This window comes from Lactobacillus sp. WILCCON 0059, assembly GCF_057197985.1.
In genome coordinates, this window is the sequence record NZ_JBUBHN010000001.1 from 1,612,027 (window position 1) to 1,632,396 (window position 20,370).

Annotated in this window: 11 protein-coding genes; all 11 read right to left on the bottom strand. The window is 49.2% G+C overall.

The window, feature by feature from the left end:
* Positions 1 to 41: 41 nt before the first annotated feature.
* Positions 42 to 1,973 carry a threonine--tRNA ligase gene (gene thrS / locus ACYVUT_RS07575; protein ID WP_484500502.1) on the bottom strand — a complete coding sequence of 644 codons (1,932 nt, stop codon included), beginning with the start codon at positions 1,971 to 1,973 and terminating at the stop codon, positions 42 to 44.
* A gap of 299 nt (positions 1,974 to 2,272) precedes the next feature.
* Complete coding sequence (gene dnaI, locus ACYVUT_RS07580) at positions 2,273 to 3,196, bottom strand: primosomal protein DnaI (protein WP_439775440.1); 924 nt, start codon at positions 3,194 to 3,196, stop codon at positions 2,273 to 2,275.
* A gap of 10 nt (positions 3,197 to 3,206) precedes the next feature.
* A complete protein-coding gene (locus ACYVUT_RS07585) occupies positions 3,207 to 4,535 on the bottom strand; it encodes a DnaD domain protein (protein WP_484500503.1) in 1,329 nt (442 codons plus the stop codon).
* A gap of 3 nt (positions 4,536 to 4,538) precedes the next feature.
* The gene (gene nrdR / locus ACYVUT_RS07590) at positions 4,539 to 5,006 is read right to left on the bottom strand and encodes a transcriptional regulator NrdR (protein ID WP_002879222.1); all 468 of its coding nucleotides are present in this window, start codon (positions 5,004 to 5,006) and stop codon (positions 4,539 to 4,541) included.
* Between the two features lie 13 nt (positions 5,007 to 5,019).
* Positions 5,020 to 5,604: a dephospho-CoA kinase gene (coaE, locus tag ACYVUT_RS07595; protein ID WP_484500504.1), complete on the bottom strand. Its 585-nt coding sequence runs from the start codon at positions 5,602 to 5,604 to the stop codon at positions 5,020 to 5,022.
* A gap of 8 nt (positions 5,605 to 5,612) precedes the next feature.
* Positions 5,613 to 6,434: a DNA-formamidopyrimidine glycosylase gene (gene mutM / locus ACYVUT_RS07600; RefSeq protein WP_484500506.1), complete on the bottom strand. Its 822-nt coding sequence runs from the start codon at positions 6,432 to 6,434 to the stop codon at positions 5,613 to 5,615.
* Positions 6,435 to 6,444: 10 nt separating this feature from the next.
* Positions 6,445 to 9,108 carry a DNA polymerase I gene (gene polA, locus ACYVUT_RS07605; protein WP_484501785.1) on the bottom strand — a complete coding sequence of 888 codons (2,664 nt, stop codon included), beginning with the start codon at positions 9,106 to 9,108 and terminating at the stop codon, positions 6,445 to 6,447.
* Positions 9,109 to 9,180: 72 nt separating this feature from the next.
* A complete protein-coding gene (locus tag ACYVUT_RS07610; RefSeq protein ID WP_484500508.1) occupies positions 9,181 to 10,566 on the bottom strand; it encodes a DHA2 family efflux MFS transporter permease subunit in 1,386 nt (461 codons plus the stop codon).
* A 10-nt stretch (positions 10,567 to 10,576) separates the two neighbouring features.
* Complete coding sequence (locus tag ACYVUT_RS07615) at positions 10,577 to 10,993, bottom strand: MarR family winged helix-turn-helix transcriptional regulator (protein WP_484498985.1); 417 nt, start codon at positions 10,991 to 10,993, stop codon at positions 10,577 to 10,579.
* A gap of 158 nt (positions 10,994 to 11,151) precedes the next feature.
* Positions 11,152 to 18,828, bottom strand: a complete 7,677-nt coding sequence (locus ACYVUT_RS07620; RefSeq protein WP_484501786.1) for a mucin-binding protein — start codon at positions 18,826 to 18,828, stop codon at positions 11,152 to 11,154.
* A gap of 331 nt (positions 18,829 to 19,159) precedes the next feature.
* Positions 19,160 to 20,359 carry an MFS transporter gene (locus ACYVUT_RS07625; RefSeq protein WP_484500511.1) on the bottom strand — a complete coding sequence of 400 codons (1,200 nt, stop codon included), beginning with the start codon at positions 20,357 to 20,359 and terminating at the stop codon, positions 19,160 to 19,162.
* Positions 20,360 to 20,370: the final 11 nt, after the last annotated feature.

Below are 20,370 nucleotides of genomic sequence, written 5' to 3' on the forward strand. Positions count from 1 at the left end.
TTTTTTTATGTCAGAAAGGGTTCAATTTTATAAGGAAGGAATTAGTCTTCGCGGGAGTAGTTTGCAACGTCCTTGCTCAGCTTGTCCATGAATTCAGCCAGGCTTTCGGAGTTTTGTTCTTCAGTCCCGTAAGGACGGACATTAACCGTGCCGGCGTTCATTTCATCATCCCCAAGCACCAGAGTGTAAGGTACCTTTTGGGTTTGTGATTCACGGATCTTGTAGCCCAGCTTTTCGTTTCTGAAGTCGATTTCAGCTCTGAAGCCCTTGGCTACCAGTTCATCGCGAACCTTCTTAGCGTAGTCTGAGTGAGCGTCCAGGTTAACTGGAATGATTTCAGCTTGAACAGGAGCCAGCCAAGTTGGGAAGGCACCCTTGTAGATTTCAGTCAAGTAAGCGATAAACCGTTCCATAGTGCCGACGATCCCGCGGTGGATCATAACTGGGCGGTGTTCTTCACCATCAGCGCCGATGTATGACAGTTCGAAGCGTTCTGGCAGCATGAAGTCCAGTTGGATGGTTGACATGGTTTCGTCGTTGCCCAAAGCAGTCTTGGTTTGGATGTCCAGCTTTGGACCGTAGAAGGCAGCTTCACCTTCAGCTTCAACGTAGTCCAGGCCCATGTCGTCCATAGCTGCCTTCAGCATGCTTTGGCTTCTTTCCCACATTTCATCGTTGGCAAAGTACTTGTCAGTGTTCTTTGGATCCCGGTATGAAAGACGGAAGTAGTAGTCGTTGATGTCGAAGTCGTGGTAGACGTCCATGATGATTTGCAAAGTTCTGGCAAATTCTTCTTGCACTTGGTCCAGAGCTACAAAAGTGTGACCGTCGTTCAGAGTCATTTCCCGGACACGTTGCAGGCCTGACAAGGCACCAGACTTTTCGTACCGGTGCATCATACCCAGTTCAGCAATCCGGATTGGCAGTTCCCGGTATGAGCGGATGTGGTGCTTGTAGATTTGGATATGGGATGGGCAGTTCATTGGCCGCAATTCCAGCATTTCGCCTTCACCCATGTCCATTGGCGGGAACATGTCTTCCCGGTAGTGAGCCCAGTGGCCGGAAGTCTTGTAGGCGTCCAGGTTCATCAAAACTGGAGTGTAAACGTGTTGGTAGCCGGCTGCGACTTCCTTGTCCACGATGTAGCGTTCAATGATCCGGCGGATAGTAGCACCCTTTGGCATCCAGTATGGCAGACCTGCCCCAACCTTAGGGTCAACGAAGAAGAGGTCCAGGTCCCGGCCGATAGTCCGGTGGTCTCTTTCCTTGATTTCTGCCCGCCGCTTGAGGTCAGCTTCCAGGTCAGCTTCCTTGAAGAAGGCAGTCCCGAAGATTCTTTGCAGCATTGGGTTTGAGCTCTTGCCCTTCCAGTAGGCACCAGCTACTGACAAAAGCTTGAACTTCTTGATCTTGCCAGTGTTTGGCAAAAGGGCGCTAAAACCAAAGTCAACGAAGTCACCCAGCTTGTAGGCGTCAACCACGTCGCCTTCCTTAGCCAAAAGTTCGCTCTTGTATGGGTCGTCCTTGAAGGCTTCAGCCAGTTCGCTCTTAGCTACTTGTACGTGTTCAATGGCTTCGCCGTTCTTGATGGCCTTTTGCAGGGCCTTTTCCAAGTCTGGCAATTCAGTAACCTTGATTTGGTCTTCCTTGTCAGTTTCGATGAAGAAGCCGTCTTCTGAAATTTCAGCTTGGCCCAGCTTGATTTCCGGGTACTTGTCCTTAACCAGAGCTTCCAAAACGAAGGCAACAGTTGCCCGTAAAACGCTCAAGCCTTCAGCGTCCTTGTTGGTCAAAATGGCAACTTCGTGGTCAGCGTCCAGTTGGAAGTCAAGGGGCTTGATTTCCCCGTCAACCTTGCCGGCAACGGCGTTCTTAGCCAGGGAAGTTGAAATGCTGGAAGCAAGGTCAGCAACGGAAACGGCTGCGTCAAATTCTTTCTTTGAGCCATCTGGCAGAGTCAAAGCAAAACTCATTGGTTTAAATCCTCCAAAAACAAAAAAGTCCCGAGCACAAATACATGCTCGGGACGATTAATCATCGTGGTTCCACCCAAAATTCAGGCCTCAAGCGGCCTCTCTTATTGGACTGATAACGGCGTCCAACCTTGTCATTTATCTTTTGGGGTCATAGAAGGTGGGGTTCCTCCCAAATGGGGGCTTTCAGAACGGGGCCCCTCTCTCTGAAGCGGGAGGAATCATGTCTTCTATTTACTTTTCGATTATACCCCCTTGCCCAAATAAGACAAGGCTTTTTTGCCACTTTTTTCAAAAAATTACTGCAGGCGGCGGTTGTTCCCAGAAACGACCACTTCTTTAGCCAAATAGCGTACTCTTTGCATCAGCCGGGCCGCCTTGACCGGGTCATCTGCATTCTTGGTCGCGCTAAAGTGGCTCTCAAGCGTATCCATGTCAAAGTTGGAGCTGAAGAAGGTCGGCAGGTCATTGTCCATCCGGGCCTGAAGAATCACGCCCAAAACGTCATCTCTTGACCAGGGACTGAGGGTCTCTGCCCCAATGTCGTCCAAAATCAAGACATCGCAAGCAGCCAGGCGCTGGATTTCAGCCTGCAGGCTGTTGTCGCCAAAGTGGCTGGACAGGCCCGCGATAAAGGTCGGCATGTGCAAAAAGATCACCTTGGCCCCCATTTCCGCTACCCGGTTGGCCAGGCCCGCTAAAATGTAGGTCTTCCCGACCCCAAAGTCTCCGCTTAAATAGAGGCCCTTGGCGTGGGGATTGCTCTGGTAAGCCTGCAAAAAGGCCCCTACTTCAAACAAGGCCTGCTTGCGCTCAACTGCCACGTCCAAGTCTTCTAACTTGACCCGGCGCAATTTCTCCGGCAAGTCAATCAGCTCAATCCGCCGCTTGGCCGCTTCTTCTTTGTCCCGGCGCTGCTTAGCCTGGCTGGCCTGGTAGCGGATCCCGATTAGGGGTCCCTCCATAAAAAGCTCAGGCAAATAACCGCTGATCACTTTGTCGTGGCCGTCTTTTTGCTGGCAGTATTCATAGAGGCTGGCAAAGCTGGCGTCCACGCTCTCCTTGGTCAGCTGGTCCTGGTGGGCAGTAAGAAAAGCCCGGACGTCAGGGTCAGCGAAAACCTGCTTTTTCATCTTTTCAAATGATTCCGCCGAAAAATCCTGCCCGTTCTTGGCTGCCGCGGCCTTAGCCGCTTCACTCAACATGTCGCCAATTGCTCTCATCTAATCACCCTTACTTGTCTTTCTTGTCCGGCCCCTGCAGCATCTTCCGCAAGTCTTCATCTGAAATATTGACCGGCTGGACAAACTGCTTCTTGTTCCAGTCAGTCCCCTTTTCAAGCCGCCGGTTGCCCGCTGAGTAGTTCTTCTTTTGCCCTGCCTGGGCCTGCTTCTTTCCATCGCGCAGATGCTTGATGGCGGCTTCCGGGGTCGTGATTCCCTTTTGCAGCCAGTCGTTGGCGATCCTGTTGGCCAAATCCTGGGTCAAAACTGGCTGGTAGTTGAGGCAGGTGTAGACCAGAACATTGATCAAGCCATGGTTCAAGTGAATCTGTCTGTCCAGGTTGTTGACGATCTGCCGCTCTCTGGCCGTGGTAAAGCCGCCCTTCTCCAGCTTCATGTCATCCAAAAAATTAATCGGCGTCTTAGAGGTAACCAGGTCTAAAAGCTCCTGGTCCTGCTGGTCCACGCTTGGCCGGTCCTGCTTTTCTTCCTGGCGCTTGATTACCTGCTTGCGGCGGTGGTCAGCCTTGTAGTTGTAGTTGAGGCTCTTTCTAATCGCCGCGGCATCCAGCTGGTAGCTGCCATGCAGGGTCGGCAGGGTTTCGTTGATAAACTCTTCCTCGCTTAAGCCGTAAAGCTCCATGATGGACCGGATTTCGTCTTTTTGCCGGTCGATCTCGCTTTCCGGGATCTGGTAAGTCGCGAAGCGGTCTTTCAAGTACTGCCAGTCGATCTGCTTTAAATTGACCTGGGCATCTTCAGTCTTTTGGCTGGCATTTTCCTCAGCTGCCTTTTGGACATCTTCTGAAGGATTGATGGCCTCATTTTCCGGCAGGCGGAAGACTTCAAAAAATGAAGCGGAAACTTCTTCTAGATTGTCCAGCTGCCGCTCCTTGACCTGGGCCTGCTTGGCAAATTCCCGGGAAAGCTGGCTGAAGCGGACACCGCCAACTTTTTCCTTTAAGAGGCTGGCTAACAGCGAAGTGTTGAAAAATTCACTGGCATCCGGCACGGCATGCAGCTTAAAAGCCAAAATATCCCCCAAGCGGAGATTGTGGCTGACATAGGTCTTCAAGAGCCCCACAGCTTCCAGTTTATGCAGGGCCTGCCAGAGCTGGCGGAGGCTGCAGTCCAGGTCTTCTTGCAAGCTGTACAGGGCACTTGAAGCAGACAAGGACCGGTAAGGATCAAAGTCCTGGACCAGAGTCTGGTAAAGGGCAACCCCTAAAGCCCCGATCAAGGGCTGGTAGAGCTTGATCAAGACCTGCCCCTGGCCGGATTGGCCTGGCAGCTCATTTAAAACGACGTAGCGCAGACGCGGATTGGAATTCTCGTACATGGACTACTTGGCCTTGCTGTGCCGGTCCATCATGTCCTCCATGGTCTTCATGAAGCTGGACATGTCAGTGAACTGGCGGTAGATGGAGGCAAAGCGGATGTAGGCAACGTCGTCGATGTCGGCTAATTGGTCCATGACTAATTCCCCGATTTCCTTGGAGTAGATCTCGCTGACTCCTTTAGCTCGGATCCGGTTTTCAACATTGTCGACCAGCTTGTTGAGCTGTTCACTGGTTACCGGCCGCTTCTGGCAGGCAGCCGCCACCCCGTTCAGGATCTTTTCCCGGCTGAAGGCCTCTCTGGTGCCGTCGTTCTTGATCACCAAAAGTGGTGACTGTTCCACCCGTTCAAAAGTCGTAAAGCGGTAGCCGCAGTTTTCGCATTCTCGCCGCCGGCGGATGGTCCGCCCTTCGTCAGTCGGCCGGGAATCAATAACCCGGGAGGCGTTTTGATGGCAATTTGGACAAAGCATGTTGAAGCTCCTTTCACGCGATAGTTTTCAGCAGATTGCTCAATTTCTCTCTTAGTTCTTCTATTGTACCAGTATTTTCAAGCACATAGCTAGCCAACAGGCGTTTTTCCCCCAATGGCAGCTGGGCATTCATCCGCCTTTTAGCTTCTGCTTGGCTTAAAGAGTCCCGCGCCATCAAACGCTCTAGTTCTACTTCTTCCGGCGCCGCGATCAAGAGGACAGCGTCAAAGTAGTCCTGCCAGCCAGCTTCAAAGAGCAGGGGCACGTCGATGACGCAGACAGAAGCCTGACTGTTCTTCATCTGCTTTTGAACTTCTTTTAAGACCTCGCCCTGGGTAATTTCAGACAATCTTTTCAAAGCATCAGGATTGGCAAAGACATACTGGCCCAGCTTCTTCCGGTTTAAAGTCTTATCTTTATTAAAAAAGTCCGGCCCGAATTCTTCTAAGATCTTTTGCCAGGAGACCTGGCCAACTTCGGCCTGCTGGTGGGCAATGGCGTCGCTGTCGATAACCTGGCAGCCCATATCTTTTAATATCCGGCTGGCGGTCGACTTGCCTGTGGCAATCCCGCCGGTCAGTCCCAGATAAAAAGTCATCTGCTGCTCTACCTCTTTTGACAATGCAGGCAGTAGGTGGTCCCCCGCCCGCTGATCTTGATCTTGACGAAGTTTTCCCCGCAGCGCGGGCATGGCTGTCCTTCCTTGCCGTAGACCTTGAGCCTTTCTTGATAGTGGCCGGCTTCTCCGTCAGCGTTTAAGAAGCTGTGTACGGTCGTGCCTCCGCATTTGGTAGCTTCTTCAATGGTTTCATTGATGGCTGTATAGAGCCGCTTGACCTGGTCCTCAGTTAATTCGTTGGCAGGGATCAAAGGGTTGATCTGGCTTTGCCAGAGAACTTCATCAACATAAATGTTGCCCAGACCTGCCACCAGGGTCTGGCCCATGAGCAGGGTCTTGATTCCCTGGCTCCTCTTCTTCAAGCCTTTTGCAAAATAGTCCAGGGTAAATTCTGGCGTATTTGCTTCAAGGCCTAAATTCTTCAAGCCCGTAATCTGGAATTCAGTTCCAGTTTCCACCAGCTGCAGGCGGCCGAATTTGCGAACATCCGCGTAGCGGAGAGCACTTCCGTCAGTAAAGGCAAACTGCATGTGCTCATGCTTGTCTACTGGTGCATCCCAAGTCGTTAAGTGGTACTTGCCTTCCATCCGCAAATGGGAAACGACGGTCAAGTCGCCTAAACGGAAGAGCAGGAATTTGGCATAGCGGTCAACAGCAGTAAAGGTCTTGCCCTTTAACTCCTTTTTAAAAGCTTCCGGGTCGCCGGTGATGACCTTGTCATACCAAATATCGACATGGTCGATCGTCTTGCCCACGACCAAGGGCCGCAGGGTCCGGCGGACCGTTTCAACCTCAGGCATTTCTGGCATTTTTTACCTCCTACTTTGCTTCATACCAGTCATGGCCCCAGCCGGCATCAGCGACTAAAGGCACGTCCAACTTAACGGCTGACTGCATGACTAACGGGACAATCTTCTGGATCGTTTCTAATTCATCAGCTGGCACGTCAAAAATCAATTCGTCGTGGACCTGAACAACCATCTTGGTCTTTAACCCTAGTTCATCCAGCTTCTTTTGCATATTGATCATGGCAATCTTCATGATGTCGGCAGCTGACCCTTGGATTGGGGAGTTGATGGCTGTTCTTTCCGCGAAAGAGCGGACATTGAAGTTCTTGGCGTGGATATCTGGCAGATAGCGGCGGCGGTGCATGATAGTTTCCGCGTAGCCCTTTTCTCTGGCGTCTTTAACGGCCCGGTCCATGTAGGCCTGGATGCCTGGGTACTGGTCAAAGTATTCGTCGATGAATTCCTTGGCCTGCTTGCGGGAGATATCCAGGTTCTTGGAAAGGCCGTAGTCAGAGATCCCGTAGACGATCCCGAAGTTGACAGCCTTGGCCCGCCGTCTTTGGAGCGGCGTTACTTCGTCAACGCTCTTTAAGTGGAAGATCTTCATGGCCGTGTGGGCGTGGATGTCGTAGCCGGTCTTGAAGGCTTCCTGCATGTTCGGATCTTCTGAAACATGGGCCAGAACCCGGAGCTCGATTTGGGAATAGTCGCAGGAATAGATATAGCCATCCGGACTTGATGGGACAAAGGCCTTTCTGATCTGCTTGCCTTCTTCCGTTCTGGTTGGGATGTTTTGCAGGTTAGGGTCAACTGAAGACAGGCGGCCAGTTGCCGTCAAAGTTTGCAAATAGCGGGTGTGGATGCGGCCGTCACGCTCATCGATGACGTCTAAGAGGCCCTTGACGTAGGTAGACTGGATCTTGGAGATCTGCCGGTATTCCAGGATGTCGCTGACGACTGGGCTTTGTTCTTTCAATTGGTTTAAGACTTCAACTGAAGTGGAGTAGCCGGTCTTGGTCTTCTTGATGACTGGCAGGCCCAGCTTTTCAAAAAGGATGACGCCCAGCTGCTTTGGTGAATTCAAGTTGAATTCTTCCCCGGCTTCCTTGTAGATCTTCTCTTCCAGGTCCTTTAAACGGACAGCAAAGTCGTTTTCCAGTTCCTTTAAGCGGGAAGGCTGGACCTTGATCCCGTTCATTTCCATCTTGGCCAAAACGCGAGCCGTTGGCAATTCGATCGAGTCGTAGAGGTCGTCTTGCTCGTGCTCTTTCAGCTTGCTTAAAAGACTGTCCTTCAAAGCCGCGATAGCCGCGGTTTTTCCGGCCAGGTGGTTGAAGAAGGCTGAATCATCTGCCGGAATCTTGGCATTCTTCCCCTTTCCGTAGACTTCCAGGTCGGTCTTTAAATCATAGTAGTCGTAGCCTTGGACCAGTTCACCCAAGTCGTTGGAATTTTTCTCATTGTCAACCAGGTAAGAAGCTAAAAGCAGGTCAAAGGTCAAAGATTCAGCCTTGATTCCCAGCCGGTAGAGGCCGTAAGTGGTCCGCTTTAAGTCAAAGACATTCTTTTGGACAGCAGGATCTTCCAGCATTTCCTTCAAGGGGCTTTCCTGCAACAAGGTAACTTCCCGGCTGACGAAAGTTTCCTTGCCAATTCTCAAGGCAAAGCCGGCAAAGTCAGCCAGGTGGTAGTTGTCGCCAAACATGGCCAGGTAGAAAGTGACTTCAGCAGCCTTTGGCAGCTGGGACAAATTATCAGCAGTGAGAACGACATAGTCTTGCTTTTTGACTTCCGTCTTGTTTTCTGTCAGCTCCCCTTTTTGGGCCAAATCTGCCAAAAAGCGGCGGAAGTTCATCTTTTCGTAAAAGCGGCGGAGGTCATCAACATTGCTGCCTTGATATTCAAGGTCAGCAAGGGTAACTTCCACCGGACTGTCGCAGTTAATGGTGGCTAATTTTTTGCCCAAAATGGCATTGTCCTTGCCGGCGATTAAGTTTTCCTTCAACTTGGACTTCTTCATTTCGTCAACGTGGTCATACAGATTTTCCACGCTGCCGTATTCCTGGATAAGCTTAGAAGCAGTCTTCGGGCCAACCTTGGCCACACCTGGGTAGTTGTCAGACGGGTCACCCATCAAAGCCTTCATATCGATGAATTCGGTTGGCGTCACCCCGTTGACTTCTTTCATATGGTCTGGGGTAAAAGCTTCCAGCTTGGTTACCCCGGACTTGGTCACGTAGACGGTCACGTGGTCGCTTGCCAATTGGGTCAAGTCCTTGTCTCCGGAAACAACGGCCACTTCATAGCCGGCTTCGGCCCCTTTTTTAGCCATGGTACCAATAATGTCGTCGGCTTCGTAGTTGACCAGTTCGTAGCTCTTGATCCCCATGTCCTTGAGCATCTCGCGCAGGTAAGGCAGCTGCTCAGAAAGTTCTGCCGGGGTCTTGTCCCGCCCGCCCTTATAGTCTTTGTACATGGCGGTTCTGAAGGTGGTCTTACCAGCGTCAAAGGCCACCAGAATATGGCTTGGGTCTTCCTGCTTCAAGACCACGTCCAGCATGTTTTTAAAGGCATAGAGGGCGTTGGTGTGGAGGCCTTCTGGATTTTTAAACTTGTCTAATTGCTGGTACATGGCGAAAAAGGCCCGGAAGGCCACGGAATTGCCATCGATTAAAAGTAACTTCTTCTTGTTCATTGTCATTCCTTGCAAAATAAAAACTGTCAAAATACCTATCTAGTATTTTAACAGTTTTTGCTAGTTCGTTAATTATTTAGACCCGCCTTCTGTTTTCACGTTCTTGTAGAACATGAGCCAGAGCAAGATAACTATCGCAGCCAGGAAAATAAAGGCATGTTGGGTGCCGATTGCCGTCGGCCGCGGCCCCTTTGACCCGTATTGAGCTTGGCTAAGGGCCACGATTGCTGAAGTCACTGAAGTCCCGATGGCGCCGGCAAATTGCTGGATAGTGTTTAAGAAGGCATTGCCTTGAGCTGACTGGCTAGGCTTCAAGCTGGCCAGACCGTTGGTCATGATTGAACCAACAGACATCCCCATCCCAGTCATATAGATGACGTAGATGAGGCAAATTACCAAGTTGGACATGTGCTGGGACAAGCAGGCAAAAGCAATCAGTTCAATAGCCATCATGCTGACGCCAGTGATCATGGGCAATCTGGCCCCTTTAGCGTCGTAGAGACGGCCGCCGACCACGCTCATGGCCGCTCCGATGATGCCGGCGGGCATGGTGACCAGGCCAGCCAGAGTTGCCGTTCCCCCATTGACCAGCTGGACATAGTTGGGCAAAAGAAAGGCATTGCCCAGAGAACAGAGCTGCATTAAGAGGAAGCCCAGCAAGTGCACGCTGAAGGACTTGTTCTTGAGGATTTCAAAGTGCAGGATTGGTTGGGAGATTTTTTTCGACCGGCCCAGCAAAAAGCCCAAAGAGCAGAGACCGATAAAGATTGGGAACAGGTTGGTCAGCAATTTGCCTGAGGAAAGGTTGCTGAAGCCATAGATAACGCCGGCAAAAAGGACAGCGATAAAGACAATGCTCAAGAAGTCCGGCTTGATCTTAACGATCTTGGACTTCTGTTGGATGCCGTAAAGGCCCAGGAAGAGAGACAAGATGATCAAAGGCATTAAGAAAAAGAAGACATAGCGCCAGCCCAAAGTGTTGATGATCAAACCGCCGAAAGTTGGCCCCAAGGCAGGAGCAACACCCGTGATCAAGTTGCCAAAACCCATCATGATGCCAATTTTTTCAGCGGGCACCTGCTCCAGGATGATATTGAACATCAAGGGCAAGGCAATCCCGGTGCCCAGACCTTGAATGGCCCGGCCAAAGAGCAGAACCGCGAAATTTGGCGCTAAGGCGTCCAGCAAGAGGCCAAAGAAAAAGAGCAAGTTGGCTGAAACAAAGAGCTGCTTGGTCTTAAAAGAACTTTTCAAAACAGCAGACAGTGGCACAACAACGGAGATGACCAAGAGGTAAATCGAGGTCATCCACTGAACGGTGTTGGTGGCCAGGCCAAACTGCTTCATCAAGGTTGGAAAGGCAACGTTCATTGCCGTTTCCACCAGAACCCCGCTAAAGGACATCAGTCCTGTTGCCACAATGGCCGCGTAGACTTTTTTAGGAATTTTTGAATTCATGTGTAAACTATTACCCCTCTTCTGCAATGTATTTTAAAAGCTTTCTGACGGTGGCTAATTCTTCCTTGCTGAACTGCTGGAGGAGTTCAAGATCATCGTCTTTGATTTCTTCACGGATCTGCGGGATGAGCTCATTAGCTTCACTCGTCAGCTGCACCAGTTTTTGCCTTTTATCATTGGGATCTGGCAGGCGCCTAATTAAGCCCCGCTTTTCCAGGCGCTGCAGCATGATGGTCGTGGTCGAGCGCTGGATGGCAAATTCCTCGTCCAAAGCATGCTGGTTAGCTGTTTGGCCTGCTTGCTGGCTTAGAAAATCCAGCACTGCCATCTGTTCACGCGTCAAGCGCTCCTTTCTGGCAAAGGGGCCGGAATGCTGGTCGATGCTTTTGGCCGCCCGTTTGATCCATTTACGGATTGGTTCTTCCACCTGTATCCTCCTTTTGTTAGACATCTAGCGATTATTATAGTCGGTATTTTGTTAGATGTCTAGCAATTTGAAAAAGAAACAGCGCCAAGGCTGGGGGACCTTGGCGCTGCTCGCGTGCTTAGAAGAGAAATTTAATTAAGCTGAATTTATGTTATGGATTAATGCTTGCGCTTCTTGCCGCCCAAGAGGCCGAAGAGTGAAGTCAGGGTTACCAGGCCCAGACCTAAGGCACTAAGCAGGCTGGCCTTTTCTTCATCGGCGCCGGTTTGCGGCAGCTGGCTGGCAGTTGCAGTCTTGTTTGGAGCAGGAGTCTGCTTGCCAGTAAGTGTGGTTTGCTTTGGACTTGCCGGAGTAGTAGTTGGGTTTACCGGAGTCGGGTTGTTTTGGCCTGATGGGGATGCAGGCTTTTGTGGTTGACTCGGAACCTCTGGCTTGTCCGGAGTAGTTGGAGTTTCTGGGTTGGATGGAGTATCTGGATTACTTGGTACTTCTGGAGTAGAAGGAGTAGTCTTCTTAGCGTATGGCACCGGAGTATCTGCAGTTGGATCTGCCGGAGTTACGCTTGGCACGTCAGTAGTCCAGCCAGGAACTTCTGGGGTTGGTTCATTTGGCAGAACCTTAGTTGGATCAGTTGGGTCATTCTTGTAGCTTGGCGTGTCGGCACCTGGGATTGGAGTACCGTTTTCGTCTACAGGGATGATCTTGCCGATCTTCTTGTAAGTGAAGACAGCAGTCTTGTTGCCGTCAGTGAAAGTACCAGTCGTGTCAGTAGTCTTAACCAGTACGTAGCCTTCTACAACCTTGGCGTCCTTAGTTACGTCGTAAGAATCACCATTCTTGTAGTCAGTACCCTTGTTTACGCTTGGTTGCAGTTCGTTGCCGTTTTCGTCAACAAACTTTTCAGTCAGGCCGTACTTAGCTGCTGGAGTTTCTGGAGTTGAAGGAGTTTCCGGAGTGGTCTTCTTAGTGTAAGGAACTGGAGTATCCTTAGTCGGATCTTCCGGAGTCACGTTTGGAACGTCGGTAGTCCAGCCTGGTACTTCTGGAGTTGGTTCGTTTGGAACCACCTTGCTTGGGTCGTCTGGGTCGTTCTTGTAGCTTGGAGTGTCCGCGCCTGGGATTTCGTTGCCGTTAGGGTCAACTGGAACAATCTTGCCGACCTTCTTGTAAGTGAAGACTGCGGTCTTATCGCTGTCACTGAAAGTGCCAGTCGTGTCAGTAGTCTTAACCAGAACGTAGCCAGTGATTACCTTGGCGTCGCTAGTCACGTCGTAGCTGTCGCCTGACTTGTAGTCAGTGCCCTTGTTCACGCTTGGCAGCAGTTCGTTGCCGTCTTCGTCAACAAACTTTTCAGTCAGGCCGTACTTAGCTGCTGGAGTTTCTGGGGTTGAAGGAGTTTCCGGAGTGGTCTTCTTAGTGTAAGGAACTGGAGTGTCCTTAGTTGGGTCTTCCGGAGTTACGTTTGGAACGTCAGTGGTCCAGCCTGGTACTTCTGGAGTTGGTTCGTTTGGAACCACCTTGCTTGGGTCGTCTGGATCGTTCTTGTAGCTTGGAGTGTCCGCGCCTGGAATTTCGTTGCCGTTAGGGTCAACTGGAACGATCTTGCCGACCTTCTTGTAAGTGAAGACAGCGGTCTTGTCACTGTCAGTGAAAGTACCAGTCGTGCCAGTAGTCTTAACAAGTACGTAGCCTTCTACAACCTTAGCATCCTTAGTTACGTCGTAGGAGTCGCCAGTCTTGTAGTCAGTACCCTTGTTTACGCTTGGCAACAGTTCGTTGCCGTCTTCGTCAACAAACTTCTCAGTCAGACCATACTTAGCTGCTGGAGTTTCGTTCTTAGTGTAAGGTACTGGAGTGTCCTTGCCTGGATCTGCTGGAGTTACAGGGCTTGGATCTACTGGAGTGTAGTTTGGAACATCTGGAATTGGTTCATTCGGAACTACCTTAGTTGGATCGTTAGGGTCCGTTGGGTAAGTTGGAGTGTCTGCACCTGGGATTGGAGTACCGTTAGGGTCAACTGGAACAAGCTTGCCGTTTGGTGAGTAAGTTACAGTTTCTTCAACGTCTGGGTTGTCTACAGTTGCAGTCAGACCACCTGCTACCTTCTTGTCTGCGTGGTAGCCATCTACTACTGGAGTGTCTTCAGTACCGAAAGTCTTAGTACCTGTCCAGCCAGTAGTCTTGACAACTTCGCCAGTTACCTTGTCGATCGTGTCAGTCTTGCTGAAGGCATCCTTCTGAGTTTGAACCTTGTCAGCTGGAGTGTCATCGCCCGCACCTACGTAGTGGATAGTTTGGGTTGCATCCTTGTAGCTGGTAGTTTCTTCAGTTGCGTGCTTCAGGTGAACAACGAAGTCGTTGCCTTCCTTAGCGTAAACCTGCTTACCATCAGTGAAGTCGTTTGATACGAGTTCGTAGCCTTGGTCTTCGTAGCTCTTGATCTTGTCAGCAGTAGTGTAGTTAATCTTTGAGCCTACAGTACCCTTCTCAAGATCTTCGCTGCTCAGAGTCTTGCCAGTAGTGTCGTCAACGTACTTGATAGTACCAGTTACCACTTGGTTGTAGACAACTGGAGTGTCCTTGCCTGGATCTGCTGGAGTTACAGGGCTTGGATCTACTGGAGTGTAGTTTGGAACATCTGGAATTGGTTCGTTCGGAACTACCTTAGTTGGATCGTTAGGGTCCGTTGGGTAAGTTGGGGTGTCTGCACCTGGAATTGGAGTACCGTTTGGATCTACTGGAACGATCTTACCGTTTGGTGAGTAAGTTACAGTTTCTTCAACGTCTGGGTTGTCTACAGTTGCAGTCAGACCACCTGCTACCTTCTTGTCTGCGTGGTAGCCATCGACTACTGGAGTGTCTTCAGTACCGAAAGTCTTAGTACCAGTCCAGCCAGTAGTCTTGACAACTTCACCAGTTACCTTGTCGATCGTGTCAGTCTTGCTGAAGGCATCCTTCTGAGTTTGAACCTTGTCAGCTGGAGTGTCATCGCCCGCACCAACGTAGTGGATAGTTTGAGTTGCATCCTTGTAGCTGGTAGTTTCTTCAGTTGCGTGCTTCAGGTGAACAACAAAGTCGTTGCCATCCTTCTTGTACACTTGGCTGCCATCAGTGAAGTCGTTTGATACGAGTTCGTAGCCTTGGTCTTCGTAGCTCTTGATCTTGTCTGCAGTAGTGTAGTTAATCTTTGAGCCTACAGTACCCTTCTCAAGATCTTCGCTGCTCAGAGTCTTGCCAGTAGTGTCGTCAACGTACTTGATAGTACCAGTTACGACTTGGTTGTAAGGTACTGGAGTATCTTCACCTGGGTTAGATGGAGTTACAGGGCTTGGATCTACTGGGGTGTAGCCTGGAACTTCTGGAATTGGTTCGTTTGGAACCACCTTAGTTGGATCGTTAGGGTCCGTTGGGTAAGTTGGGGTGTCTGCACCTGGGATTGGAGTACCGTTAGGGTCAACTGGAACAAGCTTACCGTTTGGTGAGTAAGTTACAGTTTCTTCAACGTCTGGGTTGTCTACAGTTGCAGTCAGGCCACCTGCCGTCTTCTTGTCAGCGTGGTAGCCGTCTACTACTGGAGTGTCGACAGTGTTGAAGGTCTTTTCACCTTCCCAGTCAGTGTATGACAGAACCTTACCAGTCACCTTATCGATAGTAACAGTCCGAGTGAAGGCATCCTTCTGAGTTACAACGTTGTCAGCTGGAGTCTTGTCACCTGCGCCTACGTAGTGAATAGTTTGACTTGCGTCCTTAACCAGGTTCTTCCGGTCAGTTTCTTCACCGTAAACTGGGCTGTTAGGGTCGTTAGGGTTGATCGGTTCGCCTGGAGTTACAGGGTTCGGATCGTTTGGAGTGATGGTTTGAGTCTTGTGCTTCAGGTGAACAACAAAGTCGTTGCCATCCTTCTTGTACACTTGGCTGCCATCAGTAAAGTCGTTTGAAACGAGTTCGTAGCCTTGGTCTTCGTAACTCTTGATCTTGTCTGCAGTAGTGTAGTTAATCTTTGAGCCTACAGTACCCTTCTCAAGATCTTCGCTGCTCAGAGTCTTGCCAGTAGTGTCGTCAACGTACTTGATAGTACCAGTTACGACTTGGTTGTAAGGTACTGGAGTATCTTCACCTGGGTTAGATGGAGTTACAGGGCTTGGATCTACTGGGGTGTAGCCTGGAACTTCTGGAATTGGTTCGTTTGGAACCACCTTAGTTGGATCGTTAGGGTCCGTTGGGTAAGTTGGGGTGTCTGCACCTGGGATTGGAGTACCGTTAGGGTCAACTGGAACAAGCTTACCGTTTGGTGAGTAAGTTACAGTTTCTTCAACGTCTGGGTTGTCTACAGTTGCAGTCAGGCCACCTGCCGTCTTCTTGTCAGCGTGGTAGCCGTCTACTACTGGAGTGTCGACAGTGTTGAAGGTCTTTTCACCTTCCCAGTCAGTGTATGACAGAACCTTACCAGTCACCTTATCGATAGTAACAGTCCGAGTGAAGGCATCCTTCTGAGTTACAACGTTGTCAGCTGGAGTCTTGTCACCTGCGCCTACGTAGTGAATAGTTTGACTTGCGTCCTTAACCAGGTTCTTCCGGTCAGTTTCTTCACCGTAAACTGGGCTGTTAGGGTCGTTAGGGTTGATCGGTTCGCCTGGAGTTACAGGGTTCGGATCGTTTGGAGTGATGGTTTGAGTCTTGTGCTTCAGGTGAACAACAAAGTCGTTGCCATCCTTCTTGTACACTTGGCTGCCATCAGTAAAGTCGTTTGAAACGAGTTCGTAGCCTTGGTCTTCGTAACTCTTGATCTTGTCAGCGGTAGTGTAGTTGATAGTTGAACCAACCTTGCCAGTTGGCAGAGTGTCGCTGTCAAGTTCTACACCAGTAGTGTCATCGATGTACTTGATAGTACCTGACACTTGGTTGTTGCTGTAAGTTACAGTGACAGTAGTATCAGCTTGGCCTGGAGTTACTACCAGTGATGAAACGTTTGAAATATCAACCTTGTCGTAACCTACTGAGCTTGGGTCTGCTGACTTAACTGCTTCCAAAGTCTTTTCGGTTGGAAGCCATGCACGATCTGCACTTTCAGTGTCAACCTTGCCATCGTTGTTAGTGTCGTAACCAAGGATCTTGCCAGTTACCTTGTCAACGATTGCAGTCCGAGTGAATTCAGCAGTTTGTTCGTATGAGCTAGTGCCATCTGGTGAACCGTTAACCGCATTGCCGTCTTCGTCAACGTAGTTGATGGTCCGCTTAACAGTTGAAGTCAAGTCATCCTTTGACACGCCATCTGGGTAGTTTACGTCCCCCTTAGGATTGATTGGTTTGCCTGGAGTCTTTGGATCAGTTGGAGTTACTGGCGTGGTTTGGTGGCCGTAGTATACCTTTTCCGTTACATCGGTGGTATTGCCGTCAACAGTTACCGCTGCAACTGAAGCTCTATCTGGTGCAGTGTAGCCATATTCTGACAGATCTGCAGAGTCCTGTTGAGTCCAAGTTTGTGCATCAACATTCCAACTATCGTTAATCGTGTAACTTGAGCTATCAGCTGAGATAGTACCGTAGCCAACAAAGTTGTTTTGGTCATCGTAGATCTTGTTACGGTTCAGCGTTGCGGTTTGAGTAACCGTTGATTCCAAGTTAGAAGGAATTGGTTCACCAGTTACGCTGTCGTAGTATTCGATCGTCCGAGTTACGTTCTTAGTTTCAGCTTCAGTGTGGTAAGTTACCAATTCGTAAACGTAGTAAACGTCATTAACAGTGTTGGAACTAATACGACCAGTTTCGTCAGATGGAGTTACGTTGTAAGTGTAACCGTTGACTTCTGTCGTACCAGCGGTTCCCTTAGACTTGTCACTCATAACGTAACGGTAAGTCTTACCGTTAACAGTGATGGTTTCTGGCTTGTAAGTTGAGCCAGATACGTCATAAGTAGTGTTGTTGCTTGAGTTTTCGTAAGCAGTTACTGGTGATTGAATTACAGTGCCATCACTGGTTACATAGTTAACGCGAACTTGGCCTTGTGGAGCGTAGTAGTAGTCAACTGGCTTTTGACCTTCTGGGTTAATGTTAAGCAATAACCAGTTAAATACGTACTTGCCCACCATTTGCTCATCGGTAAAACCAGCAGCCTTAGCTATCTCGTCTGTAATAACGAACGCTCCCTTTTCGTGAGAACCATTATAATTTGCAAGATTATTACCAGTAGTAGACCATTCACCAGGCTTCAGCTCTTCACTAGTAAAGACAACCTTCCAAACATCAGGATTATTAATATCATCAAGGCTCGCACCATTTAGAGCCATGCGAATACTGATAATGCTACTACCGTCAGTACTCGTGATCAAACTAGTCCGAACCATTTGAATGTAATTTGAATACTTTCTTGGGGTAGGAACTAAAAGATCACCGACTGTATAGCTACGCTTTAAAGTGCTAGTTGTTTCGGAAGGGACGGATACCAAGTCATAACCAACGAAATCACGCAGACCTGACGCGGTATAGATTGAACCCGGTCTACCGGTTTCATCGTATGTTGCTAATACGGTTTCATTACCGGCAGCGTCCTTTGCAATGTAGCGTGTTTCAATAGTACTTGCATCCGGATAATTGAAACTGATAGAGGTCCCAGAAGTTTGATTATCGCTGTCTGCTTGATATACAGCCGTAGAGTACATTGGACCATTATTAGCATCAATTGGGCTGGCATCAAATTTAATAGCCTTTGTAGTTACACCATTGACAACATTTTCTGCATATGAGTATTGGAACGGATTACCGTTTGTAGAATTTAATGCATCAATGGTCTTGTTTAAATCACCCGGCTTGGCTGAGCTTTCCCAAAGAACTGTGTCTTGATCTGCATCAACCAATTGAATATAAACAGTGTCGTCATATACTCCGTTAGTAGCTTGAGCTGCTGTTGATACCCGGATATAGTAATTTGTTCCATACGTTTGGTTATAACTGGTAAGACCACTAGTATCGATTGGCCCTAAGCTGAGAATCCCAAAAGTGTAACGCCCTTCAGTTGGATCAGCCTTGTAGCCGGATGGAATCTTTGAACTATCCTGTTTAAGACTTGCTCCATTAGCGTCGCTCATCTCAGGGGAAACATCGCTGTCAGTTAAGCCTTTGGCCTTAGCTTCGTCAGTAAGCTTGCCTTCTGCAGACGCAGCATCATCAGTAGTAGTGGAGGTACTTGCAGTAGTAGTTGAAGCGTCCGTAGTTGCTGCAGTAGCAGTAGCCTTTAACGAGGTAGTTGCTTCTGAAGTTGAGTCAGAAGTTGCTGAACTAGCTGACTGATCTGCACTGGAGTCACTAGTTGCAGTTTCAGTCTTATTTTCACTGTTCGTAGATTCAGTGGATGCAGTCTTAGCCGTGTCAGTTGCTGAATCAGTAGTAGTGGATTCACTTTTACTGTCACTAGTTTCTGAAGTAGTGCTTTCAGTTTTAGTATCTGAACTGTCAGTTGCAGTTGACTTGTCGCTTGAGTCAGTGCTTTCTGAGCTGGTAGTCTCAGTGCTGTCACTAGTACTTGAACTGTCAGTAGTAGCAGTCGTTGAAGCAGTATCAGTTGTTTCTGAGCTCTTAGTGTCAGTGTTCTCTGAGCTGGCAGTAGTGCTAGTTGCATCCCCTGACGTGCTCGTATTTTCACTGCTCGTAGTAGCAGCCGCAGTCACAGCAGTTTCAGCTGGAGTAGTAGTATCCGCTGAAACAGTACCCCCAGTAGTCAGCATGAATGACACACCGATCAAGGCTGATGCCAAACCGAAGCTGTATTTTCTAAAACCAAAACGCTGCTTTTGCTCAAGCTTGCGTTCTTGAAGTTTCCGGTTGTTCTTGGACAACATATTTCTTCCTCTTTCTGTTTGAATTTCTCTTCTAAACTATAGTCTAAGTTTGATTTAAGTCTATAGTCTTATAACCTGCTAAATATCATAACACAACATAAACCATTTTTTAACACTATAATTATACTAATTTACTTACCCACCCTTTTATTTACGCAACCGTTTACACTTTTGCTGTGCCGCTATTTGCGCCACCAAAATCCACTTTTCTCCCTATAGAGAAACTATAATATCGTAACCTTTTGCTAATAAAATAAGGGATCTTCCCACGGAAGATCCCTTATTTCTCGGTCTAAATCCAAATTTTTTCTTGCTTTTTTCTAAAAAGCCGCTACATCCCTGCAAAAGCCAGCAGCTTCTTCTGGAATTTGCTGCCTAAAGCAACTGCTGCTAAAAGCAAAGCCAAAATTCCACTCACTACAAATGCGTTAACGTGGAATACCGCCGTCAAACTGTTGACTACAAAAGGACTGACCACCCCGCCGATGGAGTTGATCGCCTGGTATACCCCGAGCGCCATCGATGTGCTGACCGGGTCAACCACGATTGAAATCAAGTAGGCAAACTGCCCCATGGCAATACTCATCGCTGCTCCGACAACAAAACTCCCGGCAAAAATCCCAAATAAATTGTGGCAGAGGCCAATCAAAATATATGACAGACCGTACAGGAAGAAGGCTAAAGCAATGGTCGAATGCGGGAACTTCTTCCCGATCTTACCGACAATAAAGCCGCACAGCATCCCCCCGATCAAGGAAATAGTTGACGTGAGTGCCGCCTGCGCGGTTGACCCCAGCTTCTCCTCAGCCACAAACAAGGAAATATTGTTGTTCAAAACATTGTTCAAAAGCATGGTGCAAAAGGCCCAGCCCGCGCAGCCAAAGACATACTTGTTCAGCTGGATCTTGCCGGTCTTTGCTCCTGCCCGCCCGTCATCAACCGGCAGCGGGTTCAAAGGAACCAAAGCCAAAACGGTAATCAATACCAGTACCGCGAACAAATAGATCCAGTAGTTGGCAACCCAGCCGCTCTTGCTGGCCAAAGAGCCGCCGCCCATGATGAAGACAATCCCCCCTAAGTTGGTGAAAGTCGTAGTCAAGCCCATCGTGCTCTGCCGCTCAGCCGCCGGCAGCATGCTGGCAATCAACACTTGTGACAGGTTGGTGCAGGCCCCTTGCCCTAAACCTACCAGACATGAGCAGACCAAGAGGAAGGCGAAGCTGCCATGATAAAACAGAGGCAGAAGGCCACCCACGCAGCAGAGTATGATCATGACGATCGTCAAATTCTTCAATTTGATCTTGCCAGCCGTCAACTTCCCCATCAAAAGCCCGGCCAGCATCATGAACAAGTTTGGCAGTGACGTCAGCATCTGCACTGCCGTGGCGCTTAAGCTGAAGGACTTGGCAATCGCGTTATATGACGGCGTAATCGCCAAAGCCGCCATTCCCATGGCACTGACCGCCAAAACACCGATTCTGGTCTTGGACACATAAGCTTGATCAGCTTTTGCCGTAACTGTTTCTCCCATCATCATCACCG